The 15,536-nt window shown below is 74.7% G+C and carries 13 protein-coding genes; 3 read left to right on the top strand and 10 right to left on the bottom strand.

Going from position 1 to position 15,536, the window contains the following annotated elements:
* Positions 1-68 precede the first annotated feature (68 nt).
* On the top strand, positions 69-1,322 hold the full coding sequence (locus AC6CKD_RS03940; RefSeq protein ID WP_498325130.1) for a C40 family peptidase: 1,254 nt from the start codon (positions 69-71) through the stop codon (positions 1,320-1,322).
* On the opposite strand, the gene AC6CKD_RS03935 is transcribed toward AC6CKD_RS03940, so the two are convergent.
* The 5 genes from AC6CKD_RS03935 to AC6CKD_RS03915 are packed head-to-tail and all read right to left on the bottom strand — an operon-like array spanning position 1,283 to position 7,107.
* A complete protein-coding gene (locus AC6CKD_RS03935) occupies positions 1,283-2,533 on the bottom strand; it encodes a styrene monooxygenase/indole monooxygenase family protein (protein ID WP_498325129.1) in 1,251 nt (416 codons plus the stop codon). The genes AC6CKD_RS03940 and AC6CKD_RS03935 overlap by 40 nt on opposite strands.
* A gap of 12 nt (positions 2,534-2,545) precedes the next feature.
* Positions 2,546-3,205 carry a GTP-binding protein gene (locus tag AC6CKD_RS03930; protein ID WP_498325127.1) on the bottom strand — a complete coding sequence of 220 codons (660 nt, stop codon included), beginning with the start codon at positions 3,203-3,205 and terminating at the stop codon, positions 2,546-2,548.
* Entirely contained in the window at positions 3,186-3,575 is a 390-nt protein-coding gene (locus AC6CKD_RS03925; protein ID WP_498325125.1) for a DUF742 domain-containing protein, read from the bottom strand. Before AC6CKD_RS03925 ends, AC6CKD_RS03930 begins: the two co-directional genes overlap by 20 nt.
* Positions 3,572-4,063, bottom strand: a complete 492-nt coding sequence (locus tag AC6CKD_RS03920) for a roadblock/LC7 domain-containing protein (protein ID WP_498325124.1) — start codon at positions 4,061-4,063, stop codon at positions 3,572-3,574. Before AC6CKD_RS03920 ends, AC6CKD_RS03925 begins: the two co-directional genes overlap by 4 nt.
* Positions 4,060-7,107 (bottom strand): sensor histidine kinase, encoded by a 3,048-nt coding sequence (locus AC6CKD_RS03915; RefSeq protein WP_498325123.1) that lies wholly within the window; start codon positions 7,105-7,107, stop codon positions 4,060-4,062. The genes AC6CKD_RS03920 and AC6CKD_RS03915 overlap by 4 nt, the downstream gene beginning before the upstream one ends.
* A 416-nt stretch (positions 7,108-7,523) precedes the next feature.
* Between AC6CKD_RS03915 and AC6CKD_RS03910 the strand changes: the two genes are divergently transcribed.
* Complete coding sequence (locus AC6CKD_RS03910) at positions 7,524-8,297, top strand: protein phosphatase 2C domain-containing protein (protein ID WP_498325121.1); 774 nt, start codon at positions 7,524-7,526, stop codon at positions 8,295-8,297.
* 28 nt (positions 8,298-8,325) lie between these two features.
* Here AC6CKD_RS03910 and AC6CKD_RS03905 read toward each other — a convergent pair whose 3' ends face one another.
* The 5 genes from AC6CKD_RS03905 to AC6CKD_RS03885 form a co-directional block, all read right to left on the bottom strand.
* Positions 8,326-8,766, bottom strand: coding sequence for a MarR family winged helix-turn-helix transcriptional regulator (locus tag AC6CKD_RS03905; RefSeq protein ID WP_498325120.1), 441 nt, complete (start codon positions 8,764-8,766; stop codon positions 8,326-8,328).
* Between the two features lie 219 nt (positions 8,767-8,985).
* Complete coding sequence (gene lon, locus AC6CKD_RS03900; protein WP_498325119.1) at positions 8,986-11,382, bottom strand: endopeptidase La; 2,397 nt, start codon at positions 11,380-11,382, stop codon at positions 8,986-8,988.
* A 381-nt stretch (positions 11,383-11,763) separates the two neighbouring features.
* Positions 11,764-12,627, bottom strand: a complete 864-nt coding sequence (locus AC6CKD_RS03895; RefSeq protein WP_498325117.1) for a sulfurtransferase — start codon at positions 12,625-12,627, stop codon at positions 11,764-11,766.
* 274 nt (positions 12,628-12,901) lie between these two features.
* Positions 12,902-13,924, bottom strand: coding sequence for a hypothetical protein (locus AC6CKD_RS03890; RefSeq protein WP_498325116.1), 1,023 nt, complete (start codon positions 13,922-13,924; stop codon positions 12,902-12,904).
* A gap of 1,138 nt (positions 13,925-15,062) precedes the next feature.
* On the bottom strand, positions 15,063-15,239 hold the full coding sequence (locus AC6CKD_RS03885) for a hypothetical protein (RefSeq protein WP_498325115.1): 177 nt from the start codon (positions 15,237-15,239) through the stop codon (positions 15,063-15,065).
* Here AC6CKD_RS03885 and AC6CKD_RS03880 point away from each other — a divergent pair.
* Positions 15,229-15,510, top strand: coding sequence for a hypothetical protein (locus AC6CKD_RS03880; protein ID WP_498325113.1), 282 nt, complete (start codon positions 15,229-15,231; stop codon positions 15,508-15,510). The genes AC6CKD_RS03885 and AC6CKD_RS03880 overlap by 11 nt on opposite strands.
* Positions 15,511-15,536 lie beyond the last annotated feature (26 nt).

Here is a 15,536-nt window from a genome sequence, read left to right as displayed (position 1 = left end):
CACGGCCGCCCCGGGTGGGCGATTTGTCATACCGCACATGGCAGCATCGGCCGCCAGGAGGTGACCCCATGTCACGACGACGCAGACGTCGGCTGCTTCGCGCCGCGTGCCTCGCAGCAGCCCTCGTCACGGCCGGCCCGTTGCCCCTCGCCCACGCCGAGCCCGCAGCACCCCAGGCACCCGCAGCACCCGAGGCACCGAACACCCCCGCGACACCCGGCATCCCCGCCGCCCCTGGCGCCCCGGACGCCCCCACCACCCCCACCACCGAACCCGTGGGCGTCCTCCTCACCCGCCTCCAAGGCCTCTACCAGCAGGCCGAGCAGGCCGCCGAGGCCTACAACGCCGCCGAGACCGCCCTCACCGCCCGGCAGCGCGAGGAGGCCCGGCTCAGCACCGAGCTCGGCAAGGCCCGTACCGCCGTCACCGACGCCCAGACCACCACGGGCCGGCTGGCGCGCGAGCAGTACAAAGGGGCCCGCGGGTTCTCCCCGTACGCCCGGATGCTGTTCGCCGGAGACCCCCAAGGGGCCCTGGAACAGCGCCGGGTCGCTGAGCGCGAGGGGGCCCGGAGGGCCGCCGCGCTGGACCGGCTCACCCGGGGCGAGCAGCAGGCCGACATCCTCGCCACGGCCGCCCGCAAGGCCCTGGACTCCGAGCAGAAGCTGACCGCCGAGACCAAGGAGCGCAAGGAGGAGGCCGCCGCGCGGCTCAAGGAGGTCGAGCGGATGCTGGCATCGCTCACCCCCGCCCAGCTCACCGGGCTCGCCGCGCGGGAAGCCGGGGACACCGCCGCCGCGCAGCGGGAACTGATCGGTTCGGGGAGGCTGGGCAGCGGCGGCGCGCGGCTCCGCAACCCCACCGCGGCCGGCGGCACGGCCCTCACGTACGCGGCCGCCCAGATCGGGAAGCCGTACGTCTGGGGAGCCGAGGGGCCGGCCTCCTTCGACTGTTCCGGGCTGACCTCGCAGGCCTGGGCGCACGCGGGCCGCGAGATCCCCCGGACCAGTCAGGAGCAGTGGGCCCGGCTGCCCAAGGTGCCGCTGGACGAACTGCGCCCCGGCGACCTGGTGGTGTACTTCCCGACCGCCACCCACGTGGCCCTGTACGTCGGCGACGGCAAGGTCATCCAGGCGCCCCGGCCGGGCGCGAAGGTGAAGGTCTCCCCGATCGCCGCGAACCCGCTGCTCGGCGCGGTACGGCCGGACCCCGACGGGGCGCCGCTGCCCGCCTTCAGCCAGCCGCCGCTGTCCGAGGAGGCGACGGCGGGGGACGACGCCGGTTACTCGGAGGCCGAGGCGCCCGCGACGTCCGCCAGGTAGTCCGCGGCGTCCTCGGGGTCGTAGAAGTACGCGTCGAAGTCGGCCGGGTTGTCGAAGCCGTTGGCGAAGCGGTCCGCCACCGGCTGGAGCTGCCCGGCCGCGCCGAGCAGGTTCAGCACGTGCTCCGGCGGGACGCCGAGCATGGCGTTCGTCCACTGGGTGGCGGGCTTGCCGCTCGTGAACCAGTACTTGTCGAAGGTCGCCTTCATCCACGCCTCGTCGAACGGGTTGTCCCCGTGCATGAGGATCGAGGAGAGGTACGAGGCCGCGCACTTGGCGGCGGAGTTCGAACCCTGCCCGGTGATCGGGTCGTTGGCGACGACCACGTCGGCCACACCCAGCACCAGCCCGCCGCCCGGCAGCCGGCCGACGGGGTTGCGGACGACGGGGGCGTACCGCCCGGCGAGCGTGGCGCCGGCGTCCGTCAGCTCCACCTGCGTCGCCCGCGCGTACTCCCAGGGAGTGAACTTCTCCATCAGTTCCAGCGTCAGCGCGAGATGGTCCGCCGGGTCCTTCACGCCGCCGAAGGCGTCCAGGGGTCCGCCCGGGATCCCCTCCCAGAACAGGATGTCGGCCCGCCCGGAGGTGGTCAGCGTCGGCATCACGAACAGCTCGCCGACACCCGGGACCAGGTTGCAGCGCACGGCCTCCGTCTCCGGGTGCTCGGGGCGCGGAGCCAGCCCGTGCACGTACGACACGGCGAGCGCGCGCTGCGGGGCGTCGTACGGGGAGCGGGCCGCGTCCCGGCCGAACAGCGAGACCAGCTCGCCCTTGCCGGCCGCGACCAGCACCAGGTCGTACGTGCGGGAGAAGAAGTCCAGGTCGGAGACGGACGCGCCGTGGATGACCAACTGGCCGCCGCGCTGCGCGAAGGTGTCGAGCCAGCCGGACATCTTCACGCGCTGGTCGACGGACTGGGCGAAGCCCTTCAGCTTGCCGAGCCAGTCGATGGCGCGGCCGCCGTCGGGGGTGGCGACCGAGACGCCCAGGCCCTCGATCTTCGGCGCCTGCTGCTCCCAGAAGTTCAGCTGGAGGTCCCGCTCGTGCTGGAGCGCCGTGTCGAACATGCACTGGGTGGACATGACCCGCCCGGTGCGGATCTCGTCCGCCGTCCGGTTGGACATGAGGGTGACCTCGTACCCCTTCGCCTGGAGTCCGAGGGCGAGCTGGAGACCGGACTGGCCGGCGCCGACGACGAGTATCTTGCGCATCTGCACGTTCCTCTATTCGGGAGTCGAGTCGAGGGCGTGGCCCACGAGGGTCATCAGGGATTCCAGTACCGTGACCCGGCGCCGCGCGTCCATGATCACGACGGGTACGCGCGCCGGTATGGTCAGCGCCTCCCGCACGTCCTCCGGTTCGTAAGAAGGCGTGCCCTCGAAGTGGTTGACGGCCACGGCGTACGGCAGCCCGCAGCTCTCGAAGTAGTCGAGCGCCGGGAAGCAGTCGCGCAGCCGCCGCGTGTCCGCGAGGACGATCCCGCCGACGGCGCCGCGCACCAGGTCGTCCCACATGAACCAGAAGCGTTCCTGGCCGGGGGTCCCGTACACGTACAGGACGAGGTCGTCGTCGAGCGTGACGCGGCCGAAGTCCATGGCGACGGTGGTGGTGTGCTTGTCCGGGGTCGCCGACAGGTCGTCGGTCGGAGCGGCGGCCTCGGTCATCACCGCCTCGGTGCGCAGCGGCCGGATCTCGGAGACGGAACCGACGAACGTGGTCTTGCCCACCCCGAAACCGCCCGCCACCAGCACCTTCACGGCGACGGGCGCGCGCGAGCGGTCGTACTGCCAGGGCTGTACGCGCTCGTTCGGGTCCGGGTCCGGGGCCGGCTTCGGGTGCGCGTTCGGGGAGAAGAGACCGGTTTCAGAGACGGCGGAGCCCACTGAGCACCCTTTCGAGCAGAGCGCGGTCGGGACGGCCGCTGCCGTGCCCGGTGCCGTAGACACGGATCCTGCCCTGGTCGGCGAGGTCGCTGACCAGGACGCGGACCACGCCGAGCGGGAGCTTCAGCAGTGCGGCGATCTCGGCGATCGTGCGCATGCGGCGGCAGACCTCGACGATCGCCGGCATCTCCGGCATCCGGTCGGGCTTCTGCGGCTCGGACACCTTGCTGTCGAGGGCCGCGACGAAGGTCTCCACGTGCAGGACCTGCGTGAAGCGGGTGCGGCCCCCCGTCAGGGAGTACGGGCGTACGCGGGCGGGACGGCGATCGGCGCCGCGTATCGGCAGCCGGTCGGAGGCCGGACTCCTCACGGGGTGTTCTCCATCGACTGGCGCAGCTCACTGCGGACTTCGGGGGTCAGGACGTGGCCGGCGCGGCCCACGAACAAGGCCATGTGGTAGGCGACGACGCTCATGTCGCAGTCGGGCGTGGCGTGTACGCCGAGGAGCGAGCCGTCGCTGATGGACATGACGAACACGGAACCGTGCTCCATGGCCACCATCGTCTGCTTGACCGAGCCGCCGTCCATCAGGGCGGCGGCGCCCGTGGTGAGCGAGCCGAGGCCGGAGACGATGGTCGCGAGATCGGCGGACGCGCCGCGGGGGCCCTTGGGGCCGGCGGGTGTGGAGGGTGCGGCAGGCGTGTCGGGTGCCACCGGATCGGAGGACAGCAGGAGGAGCCCGTCCGAGGACACGACGGCCACCGAGTTGACCCCGGGGACCTCCTCGACGAGGTCGGTCAGCAGCCACTGAAGGTTGCGTGCCTGGGTGCTCAGTCCGTACGTACTGGGCGCGTTCATGTGCGTGCCTCCTGTGCGGTGTCCCCCCGGTCGGTCTGCCCCTGGTCCTGCGGCGGGTCCTGCGGTGCGTCCTGGCTGGGGGCGTGCGCGAGCTCGGCCTCCACGACGCGGCGCCCGTCCTGGGCGCCACGGTAGAACCCGCCGAGGCGGCGGCGCAGCTCGTCCGCGTCCACCCGGCCCGGCGCCGGGCGCGCCTCGTCCCCGCGTCCGGCGGCGACCACGCGGGGGCTCCGCTTGGGGAGCCCCTTGTCGGTGAGGACTTCCTCCGGCTCGGGCCCGTTCGGGGCCTGGGCGCCGGCGGGCGGATCGGCCTGCGGCGGTACGCGCAACACCTGCTCGGCGGGTGCGTCCGCGGGCGCCTGGGCGGCGGCCTGGGCCTGGGCCTGCGGCAGTACGCGGAACACCTGCTCGGCGGGAACCTCGACCGGTGCCGGGACCCGGAACACCTGCTCCGTGGGCGGCAGCTGCCCGGCCGGCGGCTCGAACGCCGCGGGGGCGGGCTCCGGGGCCACCCGGGCGGGCGGCTCCGCGGCGGCGGCCCGCGCGGTCTCGTGCGCGGGCTCCGGCTCGGGGAAGGCGGCGGGGGCCGGGACCGCCGTGACGGCCGGCTCCGCGGCAGCGGCTTCGGGCGCGGCCGGAGCCGGCTCGGCCGAGAACTCCGGGGCCGGGGCGGCGGGCTCCGCCGAAAGCTCCGGCTCCAGGTACGACTCCGAGGCCGGGTACGACTCCGGGGCCGGGGTCGGCTCCGGGGCCGGGTGAGGCTGCGCGGACGGGGTCGGCTCCGGGGACGCTTCAAGGGCGGGCTCCGGCCGGGCCGGAGCCGCCGGGGCCTCGGGCGTGGCGGCGGCAGGGCCCCGTACGCGCGAGGGGAGGGTGTTCTCGTTGGCCTCCGCGATCACCCCGGGCAGGTGCAGCGCGGGTGCGCCCGGCGCGCCCAGGGTGTGGACCGGCGAAGCCGGCGGGGTGGCGGGCAGCAGCGCCGCCGGTACGACGACCAGGGCCTCCGTGCCGCCGTGCCGCGTGGTGCGCAGCTCGGCGCTGACCCCGTGCCGGGCCGCGAGCCGCCCGGCCACGTACAGGCCGAGGCCCAGGCCGTGTTCCGACTCGGGCTCCTCGTCGTACGCGTCCGGCGTGGCCAGCCGCTCGTTCAGCGTGGCCAGCCGGTCCCCGGTGATCCCGATGCCCTCGTCGACGACGGACAGCACCACGTCGCCGGAGTCCAGCAGCCAGCCGGACACCTTCACCTTGGCGTCCGGCGGCGAGAAGGTCGTCGCGTTCTCCAGCAGTTCCGCCAGTACGTGCGAGATGTCGTCGGCGGCGTGCCCGGCGACCTGCGTGTACGAGGGCAGCACCCCGAGGTCGACGCGCTCGTAGCGCTCGATCTCGCTGACCGCCGCGCGCATGACGTCGACCAGCGGCACCGGCAGGCCCTGCCCGTGGCCGTGTTCCTGGCCGGCGAGGACGAGCAGGTTCTCGTTGTGGCGGCGCATCACCGTCGCCAGGTGGTCGAGCTTGAAGAGGGTGGAGAGGCGGTCCGGATCCGGCTCCTCGGACTCCAGCTCCTCGATGACGGCGAGTTGGCGTTCGACGAGCCCCAGGGTCCGCAGGGACAGCGATACGGACGTCGTCGACATGATGCGGCGGTGCTCTTCCAGCCCCGTCCGCAGCCGCGCGAGCTCCCCCTCCAGCGCCTCGCGCCCGGCCGCGAGCGCCTCGTTGCGGCCGATGAGACGGCGCCGGTCGGCGTCGAGTCCGGCGATCCGGGTGTGCAGGGAGACCGTCTGGTCGCGTACCGCGTTGAGGTGGCGCACCACTTCGGCGAACTCGTCGTTGCGGCCCGTGAACCGGACCGGTTCCACCGAGCCCTCCGGCGTCGCCAGCCGCGCCGCGCCGCGCCGCAGGACCGACAGCGGGCGGGTCAGGGAGCGTGCGATGGCCGTGGAGATGCCGAGGGTGACGAGGAACAGCACGCCGAGGGCGGCGAGCATGACCTCCAGCGCGGTCACGTCGTCGTCGCGCAGCGCAGCGAGCGCGGTGGCGCGCTGGCCGGCGAGGGTGGCTTCCACCGAGCGCATCCGGTCGACGCGGGCGGTGAGGGCCTGTCCGACGGTGCCGGGGTCGAGCTTGCGGTCCGCGGCGGAGAGGGCGGGCCGGTCGGTGAGCCGCTTGAGGTAGTCGTCGGCCGTCTTGACCTCGGGTCCGGTGACGGTGGCGGTCAGGCTCTGGCGTACGTCGGGACGCGCGGCCCGCGCGAAATCGTCGAGCGCGCCCTGCTCCCGTACATGCGCCCGCTGGGCGGCGGCGGTGAGTTCGTCCACGAAGGCGGCACCCGGCTGCCGCTCTCCGCCCGGCACGGACAGCGCGGCGAGCAGCAGTCCGCGGGTGGCGGAGGCCTGCTCCACGGCCTGCCCGAGGGGGGCCAGCGGACGGGTGGTGACGAGGGCGTCCGCGGCGCGCGGCGGGGTGAGCTCGGCGAGCCGGCCGCTCGGTGCGAGGAGTTCGGCGATGACGCCCGAGTAGGCCTGGTGGGCGGCGAGGGCGCTGTCCTTGCCCTGGACGGCCTCGGCGCGGACGGCGCCGACCCGGCCCAGGGCCCTGGCCAGCTCCTCGTCGGCGTCGGCTGTGATCTCGGCGACCTCGGCGAGCTGGCGGTCGGTGCCCGCGGCGCGTTCCTGGACCGCGGCCTGCGCGCCCTGGGCGCCGCCAGGGCGGCCCTTGGCCACGTACGCGGTGACGGCGTCGCGCTCGTCTCCGAGCAGGTGGGCCAGGGTGAGGGTCTGCCGGCTCTGGTCGGCGAGGTTGACCAGGTGCTGCGAGTCCTTCAGGTCCGCCGAGGCGGACAGGACCGCGGGCGCTCCCGCCGCGAGGACGGCGAGCCCGGCCACGGCGACCCCGATGACCAGCCTGCGGCGCACGCGGACGCGGCGCCCTGCGGGAGCGGTCGCGCCGAACGGGCCGTCGGGGGCTCGTCGGTCGGGTGCGGTGCCGTCGGGTGCGGTGCCGTTCGCGACGGTGCCGTTCTTCCGAGGCCGCTTCTTCTGCACCGGTGCTCGCAATCCTGTTTACGTGTGCTGCTCGTGCTCGTTGCCTGGTGGGGCCGGGGTGACGGCCGGTCACCGTATGACGGTCCCCCGCCTCCGTTGTACCGCCGCGCCGTACCGCCGTACCGCTTCAGACCCTCGCAGCGAGTTGGGAGGAGGGCCGCACATCGCCCGCCCGGCCACACGAAGGAGTGAACAGCACGGAAGAGCGGGCGGCCAACTCGGCGATCGGCTGTCAGAGCCCCTCCGTGGACGGGTGGTTGAAAGATCGATGCGGCTTTTGGCAGGATGCCCGCCCACATGTCGAGGGTCACACCGCTGACCCCGGCAGTCCCTTCCCGCCCCACCCGCCCCACTTTGGTCCGGACCTTCCCCGACCCCTCCGACCCCCACGGGCCCCGCGCGGGCAGAATGTCCGTATGCGCATCGACCTCTCCTCCGTGCCAGGCAACCCGGAACGCCCCAACGAGGACTGGATGTCGGCCGCGATCCCCGCCTCGGGCGGCGGGGTCCTGGTCGCCCTCGACGGGGTCACCCCGCCTCCGGGCGAGGTCGGATGCGTGCACGGAGTTCCGTGGTTCGCGGCACGACTGGGCGGCCGATTGACCGAACTGTCCGGATCGCGCCGGGACATGCCCCTCGAACGGGTCCTGGCCGAGGCCATCCGCGCCACCGCGGACGCCCACCGCGACACGTGTGACCTTTCTCACGTCCGGACGCCGCAGGCGACGGTGGTCGTGGTCCGCTGGGACGAGTTCTGGGTCGAGCACCTGGTGCTCTCGGACTCCGTGCTCCTCCTCCAGGCACCCGGAGGCGAGGTGCGCGCGGTCCTCGACGACCGGCTGGACCGGATCCCGCGCGAGCGGCTGCGTACGGAGGCCTCCGCCGACGCGCTGCGCAACGCGGAGGGCGGCTTCTTCACCGCCGCCGCGGACCCGGAGGTGGCCGCCCGGGCGGTGACCGGGCGGACACCGCGTGCGGAGGTACGGGCGCTCGCGGCGCTCACGGACGGGGCCAGCCGGTGGACGGACACCTTCGGGGAGGGCGACTGGTCCGCATGCCTGGCCGTGCTCCGCAAGGAGGGCGCGCAGTCCCTGATCGACCGGGTCCGCACGCTGGAATCGGACCCGGGCCGAGCGCACCGCCGCGGCAAGCGCCACGACGACGCGTCGGCGGCCTACGCGGAGTTGTAGCGGCGCCGAGGTCCCGCCGGCCCCGGTGCTATTCCCCGCTCGCGTTCAACTGGTTGAGGAGCCGCGCCAGTTCCGCCACTTCCCCGCGGTCCCAGTCCGCGAGCTTGCGCATGTACTGCTCGCGCCGGGCGCCCCGGACCCGCAGGAAGCGCTCCCGGCCCTCCGCCGTGAGCCCGACCAGGAAGGCCCGCCCGTCCGCCGGGTCCGGCTCGCGGGCCAGCAGGCCCAGCACCTCCAGGGCCCGGAGCTGTCGGCTCATCGTGGCCTTGCCGACCCCGAAGTACGCGGCGAGCTCCGTCGCCCGCTGCCGGCCGGCGGCTTCCAGCCGTACGAGGAGCCCGTACGCGGCCGGTTCCAGCTCCGGGTGCAGCTCGCGCGCCATCTCCCCGGAGGAGGCGCGGGCCCGTCGGAGGAAGACGGACAGCTCCCGCTCCAGGGCAAGGAACTCCTGGTCTTCGGTCCCGTGCACGGCCCGCTCCTTCGCTGGTGTGTGGGCCACCAGTATTTCGCAGCGGGCACGCCGGGGACCCGGGGCCCCGCCGGAGCGGGAAACCCCGGGCCCGCGGCCCGGCCGGATGCCCGGATCGGGCCGGGATGCCCGGTCGGACCGGATGCCTGGTCGGCCGGGATGCCCGGTCGGACCGGATGCCCGGCAGGCCGGCCGTCCGGATCGGGCCGGCCCTCCGGATCAGGCCGCGGCGGCCACCGGGACCGAGGCCGCGACCAGGGCCAGCTCCAGGACCTGGCGTACATCCGTCACCGGGTGCACCGACAGCCCCGCCAGCACCTCGGCCGGGACGTCGTCCAGGTCGGCCTCGTTCCGCTTCGGGATGATGACGGTGGTCAGTCCGGCCCGGTGCGCGGCCAGTAGCTTCTGCTTGACCCCGCCGATCGGCAGCACCCGCCCGGTCAGCGAGACCTCGCCGGTCATGGCCACGTCCGTGCGGACCTGCCGTCCCGACAGCAGCGAGGCCAGCGCCGTCGTCATCGTGATGCCGGCGCTCGGACCGTCCTTGGGCACCGCGCCCGCCGGGAAGTGGATGTGCACGCCCCGGTCCTTCAGGTCGGCGACCGGGAGTTCCAGCTCGGCGCCGTGCGAACGCAGGAAGCTGAGCGCGATCTGCGCCGACTCCTTCATCACGTCTCCGAGCTGGCCCGTCAGCGTGAGCCCGGCCGCACCCGTTTCGGGATCGGCCAGCGACGCCTCGACGAACAGGACGTCACCGCCCGCCCCGGTCACGGCGAGGCCGGTGGCCACGCCCGGTACGGCGGTGCGCCGCTCGGCCGGGTCCTGCGCGGACTCCGGTACGTGGTGCGGCCGCCCGATGAGCTCCCGCAGGTCCCCGGCGCCGATCCGCAGCGGCAGCTCCCGCTCCCCCAGCTCGTGCTGGGAAGCCACCTTGCGCAGCAGCCGGGCCAGGGAGCGCTCCAGGGTGCGCACGCCCGCCTCCCGGGTGTACTCCCCCGCCAGCTTGCGCAGCGCGTCCTCCTCCAGGACCACTTCCTCCGCGGCCAGGCCGGCCCGCTCCAACTGCCGGGGCAGCAGGTGGTCTCGGGCGATGACCACCTTCTCGTCCTCGGTGTAGCCGTCGAGGCGGACCAGTTCCATGCGGTCCGCGAGGGCCTCGGGGATGGACTCCAGCACGTTCGCGGTGGCGAGGAACACCACGTCGCTCAGGTCCAGTTCCACCTCCAGGTAGTGGTCCCGGAAGGTGTGGTTCTGGGCGGGGTCGAGGACTTCGAGCAGCGCCGCCGCAGGGTCTCCCCGGAAGTCGGAGCCGACCTTGTCGATCTCGTCGAGCAGGACGACCGGGTTCATGGACCCGGCTTCCTTGATCGCCCGTACGATCCGGCCGGGCAGCGCGCCCACGTACGTACGCCGGTGCCCGCGGATCTCGGCCTCGTCGCGGACTCCGCCGAGGGCCACGCGGACGAACTCGCGCCCCATGGCGTGGGCCACGGACTCCCCGAGGGAGGTCTTGCCGACGCCCGGAGGGCCTACGAGCGCCAGCACGGCCCCGCCCCGGCGCCCGCCGACGACGCCCATCCCGCGCTCGGAGCGGCGCTTGCGCACCGCCAGGTACTCGGTGATCCGGTCCTTCACGTCGCTCAGCCCGGCGTGCTCCGCGTCCAGCACGGCGCGGGCTCCCCGGATGTCGTACTCGTCCTCGGTCCGCTCGTTCCAGGGCAGTTCGAGCACGGTGTCCAGCCAGGTGCGGATCCAGGACCCCTCGGGGGACTGGTCACTGGAGCGCTCCAGCTTGTCGACCTCCTTGAGGGCGGCTTCCCGTACCTTCTCGGGCAGGTCGGCGGCCTCGACCCGGGCCCGGTAGTCGTCGGACTCCTCCCCGTCCTTCTCCCCGCCGAGCTCGCGCAGTTCCTTGCGCACGGCGTCCAACTGTCGCTTCAGCAGGAACTCCCGCTGCTGCTTGTCGACACCGTCCTGGACGTCCTTGGCGATGGACTCGGCGACGTCCTGCTCGGCGAGGTGGTCGCTGAGGGCCTTGATCGCGAGCCGCAGCCGGGCCACGGGGTCGGCCGTCTCCAGCAGCTCCACCTTCTGCTCGACGGTCAGGAACGGGGAGTACCCGGAGTTGTCCGCGAGGGCTCCGACGCCCTCGATCTGCTGCACCCGGTCCACCACCTGCCAGGCCCCGCGCTTCTTGAGCCAGCTCGTGGCGAGCGCCTTGTACTCCTTGACGAGCTCGGCGACGGCCCCGGGCAGCGGATCGGGCACCGCCTCGTCCACGCTCTCGCCCTCGACCCACAGCGCGGCGCCGGGGCCGGTCGTCCCGGCCCCGATACGGACCCGGCCGCGCCCCCGGATCAGCGCCCCGGGGTCCCCGTCGGACAGCCGCCCCACCTGCTCGACGGTCCCGAGCACGCCGGTGGCGGCGTACTTCCCGTCGATGCGGGGCACGAGGAGCACCTTCGGCTTGCCACCCGCGGCAGCGGCCTGCGCGGCCTCGACGGCACCCCGCACCTCGGCGTCGGACAGGTCCAGCGGAACGACCATCCCGGGCAGCACGACCTCGTCGTCGAGCGGCAGCACGGGCAGGGTGAGCGTTACGGACGTCGAAGCCATGATGTTCCCTCCGGCAGTGAAGTTGAGCTATGCCGACTCAATGCATGTGCGCGCCCCAATGTTCCCCGACACCCGTTCGCCGGGGGCGAACACGGGAAAAACCCAGGTCACCGCGTATGAAGGCGAGTTCGGGGCAGGGCCGCGCTCTCCGGAGGCCGGACCGAGGCCGGACCGAGGCCGGACCGAGGCCGGACCGAGGCCGGACCGAGGCCGGACCGAGGCCGGAGTCGGAGTCGGAGCCGGAGAGGCCGGGCCAGGAGCGGACGGGGCGGAAGCCGGAGGGGCGGCGGCCGTGGCGTTTCGGTGGCCGGGGATGCCGGGCAGGGGGGCGGCGCGGGCTGTCGGGAGGTCCGGGATCCCGCCCGGCTTCGGGCTGACTGCCTAACTGCCCTGTACGACCGGCCGGTCCGGGGACGGGGTGCCCCACTCGCTCCAGGAGCCGTCGTACACCGCGAGGTCCTCGTACCCGGCGAGGTCGGCGCCGAGGGCGAGCACGCAGGCGGTGACCCCGGATCCGCAGCTGAAGTACAGCCGCTCCCGCGCTCCCGCCGCCGCCCCGAAGGCCGCGCGGAGCTCCGCGGCGGGGCGCATCAGGCCGTCGGGGCGCTGCAGTTCGCCGAACGGGAGGTTGACCGCGCCCGGCATGTGGCCCCCGCGCAGGCCCGGACGGGGTTCGGGGGCGGTGCCGGCGAAGCGTTCGCGGGTCCGGGCGTCGAGCACCGCGGCGGCCGGATCGGCCAGGGCCGCCGAGACGGTGGCCGCGTCCACCAGCAGCCCGGCGCGGGGCCGGGCCGTGAAGGAGCCGTGCGGGCCCTCGTACTCCGGCCGGCGCTGCTCCACCGGCCGCCCCGCGGCGAGCCAGGCCGGCAGCCCGCCGTCGAGGACGGCCACCCGGTCGAAGCCCATGGCGCGCAGCATCCACCAGGCGCGGGCGCTGGAGTAGATCCCGGCGCCGTCGTACGCGACGACCGTACTGCCGTCGTCGACGCCGAGGGCGCGCATCGCCGCGGCGAAGGCGGCGGGGCCGGGCATGGTGTGCGGGGCGGCGGCGGTGTGGTCGGACAGCGCGCCGTCCAGGTCGAAGGGGCGGGCCCCCGGGATCCGCCGGCCCGTGTCGCGGTGTGCCCCGACGGAGGCGTCGAAGACGACGAGTCCGGGTATGCCGAGTCGCTCCGCGAGCCAGGCGCCATCGACGAGCGGACCGGGCGGCACGAGGGAGTCGGGGCGGGGGCGGGCTGCGTCCATGGGGCACCTCCGGCAGAAGTCGGCGGGCCCCGGTGAGGTCGGCGGCCCGCCGCCCATCCTCCCTCCTGCGTTCCCCCTTCCTGCGAACGCTCCGGCTTTCGGCGCGCGTTGCCACGACAGGCGGCCGGGAGGCGAGCCCGACCGGTCGACGCAGACCGCGCTCGCGCACCCGCCGCGGAGTGGACCTGGGAGGGGAACGGCGGGACCGGACCGGGCCGGTGGACCAGGGGAAGGAACCGCAGCCCCGGAGCGGGACCCTCGGCGCCGCCGAGAGCTACGGGCAGTCGCCCGGCCGGGCGAAGAGGGCCACGCGGGCGCCGCGCACGTCCTCCACCGCGCACAGGTCGAAGGAGGAGACCAGGGTCTGGCGCTTCACCGCCTCGGCCGGGTAGCCGTCCAGCGGCTGCCCCACCGGGTCCAGCAGGGCGACCACCCGGTCGACGGCCGGGTCGAGCAGGGCCGCCTGGATCTCCTCCGGAGTCCGCTCCACGCCCTGGAGGCTCCGCGAAGCCGCCGGGGTGCGGGACAGGGCGAGGTCGCGCAGGGCTCCGTAGGCCTCCGGCGAGGACAGCAGCCATTCGCGCCGCCGCGAGGGGAGGAAGAGCACCGCGTCGCCCGGGCGCGCGAGTTCGTTGACGGCCGCGGCCACGGCCCGCGCGTCGTCCTTGCGGCTCTCCGGGGTACGCAGCCACGCGGACCAGCACCCGACGGGGACGAGCAGGACCCCGACCAGCGGCCACACCCACCAGCCCCGCGCCGCGGCGAGCCGCGCTCCCGCGAGGAGGGCGAAGCCGGCGAGCGCGTAGAGGACGTACCGGTCCACGTACCAGGGGTGCACCAGCGAGACCGCGAGCAGCAGCCCGGGCGGCAGCAGCGCCAGCGGAAGGGCGACCCGTACGAGTTCCCGCGCGGCTCCCCGGGCCAGGAGCAGCGAGGCGGCCGCGAGGACCCCGTACACCGCCCAGTCCTGCCAGCTCGGCCGCCCGAGCCAGCCCAACTGCTGCTGCGCCTGCCGCGCGCTGACCAGCGCGAGCGGCAGCAGGGCGGCCACCACGGCTGCGGCCGCGAGCCGCCAGCCACGCGAGCGCCAGGCGGCGAACGCGTGCGCCGGCAGCGCCAATACGGCGAACTCGTGCAGCCAGCACCCGAGCACCAGCACCACGGCGTAGGCGGCCCAGCGCCGGCGCAGCATCAAGTACGTGGCCCAGACGACGGCCGCGGCGACGAGCGCGTACGAGCGCCCCTCCTGGGCGTACATCTGCACGGGCGGCAACACGGCGTACCCGACCCCGGCCAACGACGCGATCCGACCTGCCCGGTCGGGCCGTTCGGGCCCACCGGACCAGTCAGACCCGCCGGCCCCGCCGGCCCAGTCAGGCCCGCCGGACTCCCCGGACCCGACAGGGTCCCCGGACCCGCAGGACCCGTCTTGGTCCCCGGACCCGCCGGACCCGCCGGACCCGTCTTGGTCCCCGGACCCGTCGTGGTCCCCGGACCCGCAGGACCACCCGGACCCCCGAGGCCCCCCGGACCCGACGGGGTCCCCGGACCCGCCGTACCCGTCAGACCCCCCGGACCCCCCGGACCCGTCGGGGTCCCTGAACCCGTCGGGACGGTCGGACCCGTCGGACCCGGCAGACCCATCGGACCGGTTGGGGTCGCCCGGCCTGCCGGACCGGTCGGGGTCACCAGACCGGGGGTCACCAGACCCGTCGGGGCCCCTCGGCCGATCGGACCGGCCAGCCCGGTCAGCCCGGTCGCGGCCGCCGGCCCGCCCGGACCCACCCGGCACGCCACGCATCCACCCCCCTCCCCCGCCGCGCTGCGTCCCCGCGAGGTGGTGGGCCACCGCGGCCACGCCGGACGCGGCGAGGGCGGTGGCGGCCACCGAGGGGAGGCGCAGGGCCCAGAGGCCGGAGTCGGGGGCGCCGGCGTCGCCCGTCAGCGCGAAGACCGCGTGCATGAGCACGTAGTAGAGGCCGTGTACGGCGTCGACCTGGCCGAGCAGTTCCCAGAGCTCTCCGAGCGGCCGGTGCGCGACCTGCCACGTGACGGACTCGTCGCGCCACATGGAGCCGCCCCGCGAGAGGCCCCAGAGGCCGAGTGCGACGGCGGTGAGCGGCGGCAGCCAGCGCCAAAGGGCGAAGCGGCGGATGTCGGCCTCCGAGTGCTATCCGTGCGGGTGGTGCTGACTCCATACTCGGGGTTCGAGCCGGATACCTGCGGGGGTGGGGCGTGCGAGCACGTGGTGGGCGAGTGGGCTGGGCGACAGCGACGGCGGCGCTGGCGCTGGCCGTGGTGGCGGCCTTGGGCGGGTGCTCCTCCGGCGGGCCGGACGACGGAGCCTCACCGACACCGAACGCGAACGCGAGCACGGGCACCGGCGCCGGAACCGGCCCCGCCACGAACCCCCCGTCCGGGACGCCGTCCGCCGGTCAGAGCGCCGGCCAGAGCCGGGACCCGGGCACGGGAACGACCGCTCCCGCCCCGCGGCCCGCGCCCAGTACCTCCGCGCCCGCACCCAGCGCCTCGCCGCCGGCCGCCGGTGAGACGCTCGTCGCGGTCACCCGCAGCGGCGGCATCACCGGAAGGACCAGCACCTTGATCATCAAGGGTGACGGATCGTTCCTCCGGCTCAACGCGAAGGCCGAGACGGTCGACCACGACAAGCTCTCGGCAGCCGCCCTCACGCAACTGCGCACCGCACTCCGGGAGGCGGACTTCCCCCGCCTGCCGCGGATCTCGATGCCCGAGCGGCCGGCCGCCGACGCGTTCACGTACGCCTTCCGGCACGGCGGCTACGAGGTCGCCGCCGCCCAGACCACGCTGCCGCGCCCCCTGAAGGGGGTCCTGAGCGCCCTGCCGCCCTTCGAGCCGCGCTGAGCCGAAAAGGTCGAACGCACCGAGCG

The organism is Streptomyces sp. GQ60 (genome assembly GCF_059758875.1).
This window is presented reverse-complemented; position numbering and strand designations above follow the sequence as displayed.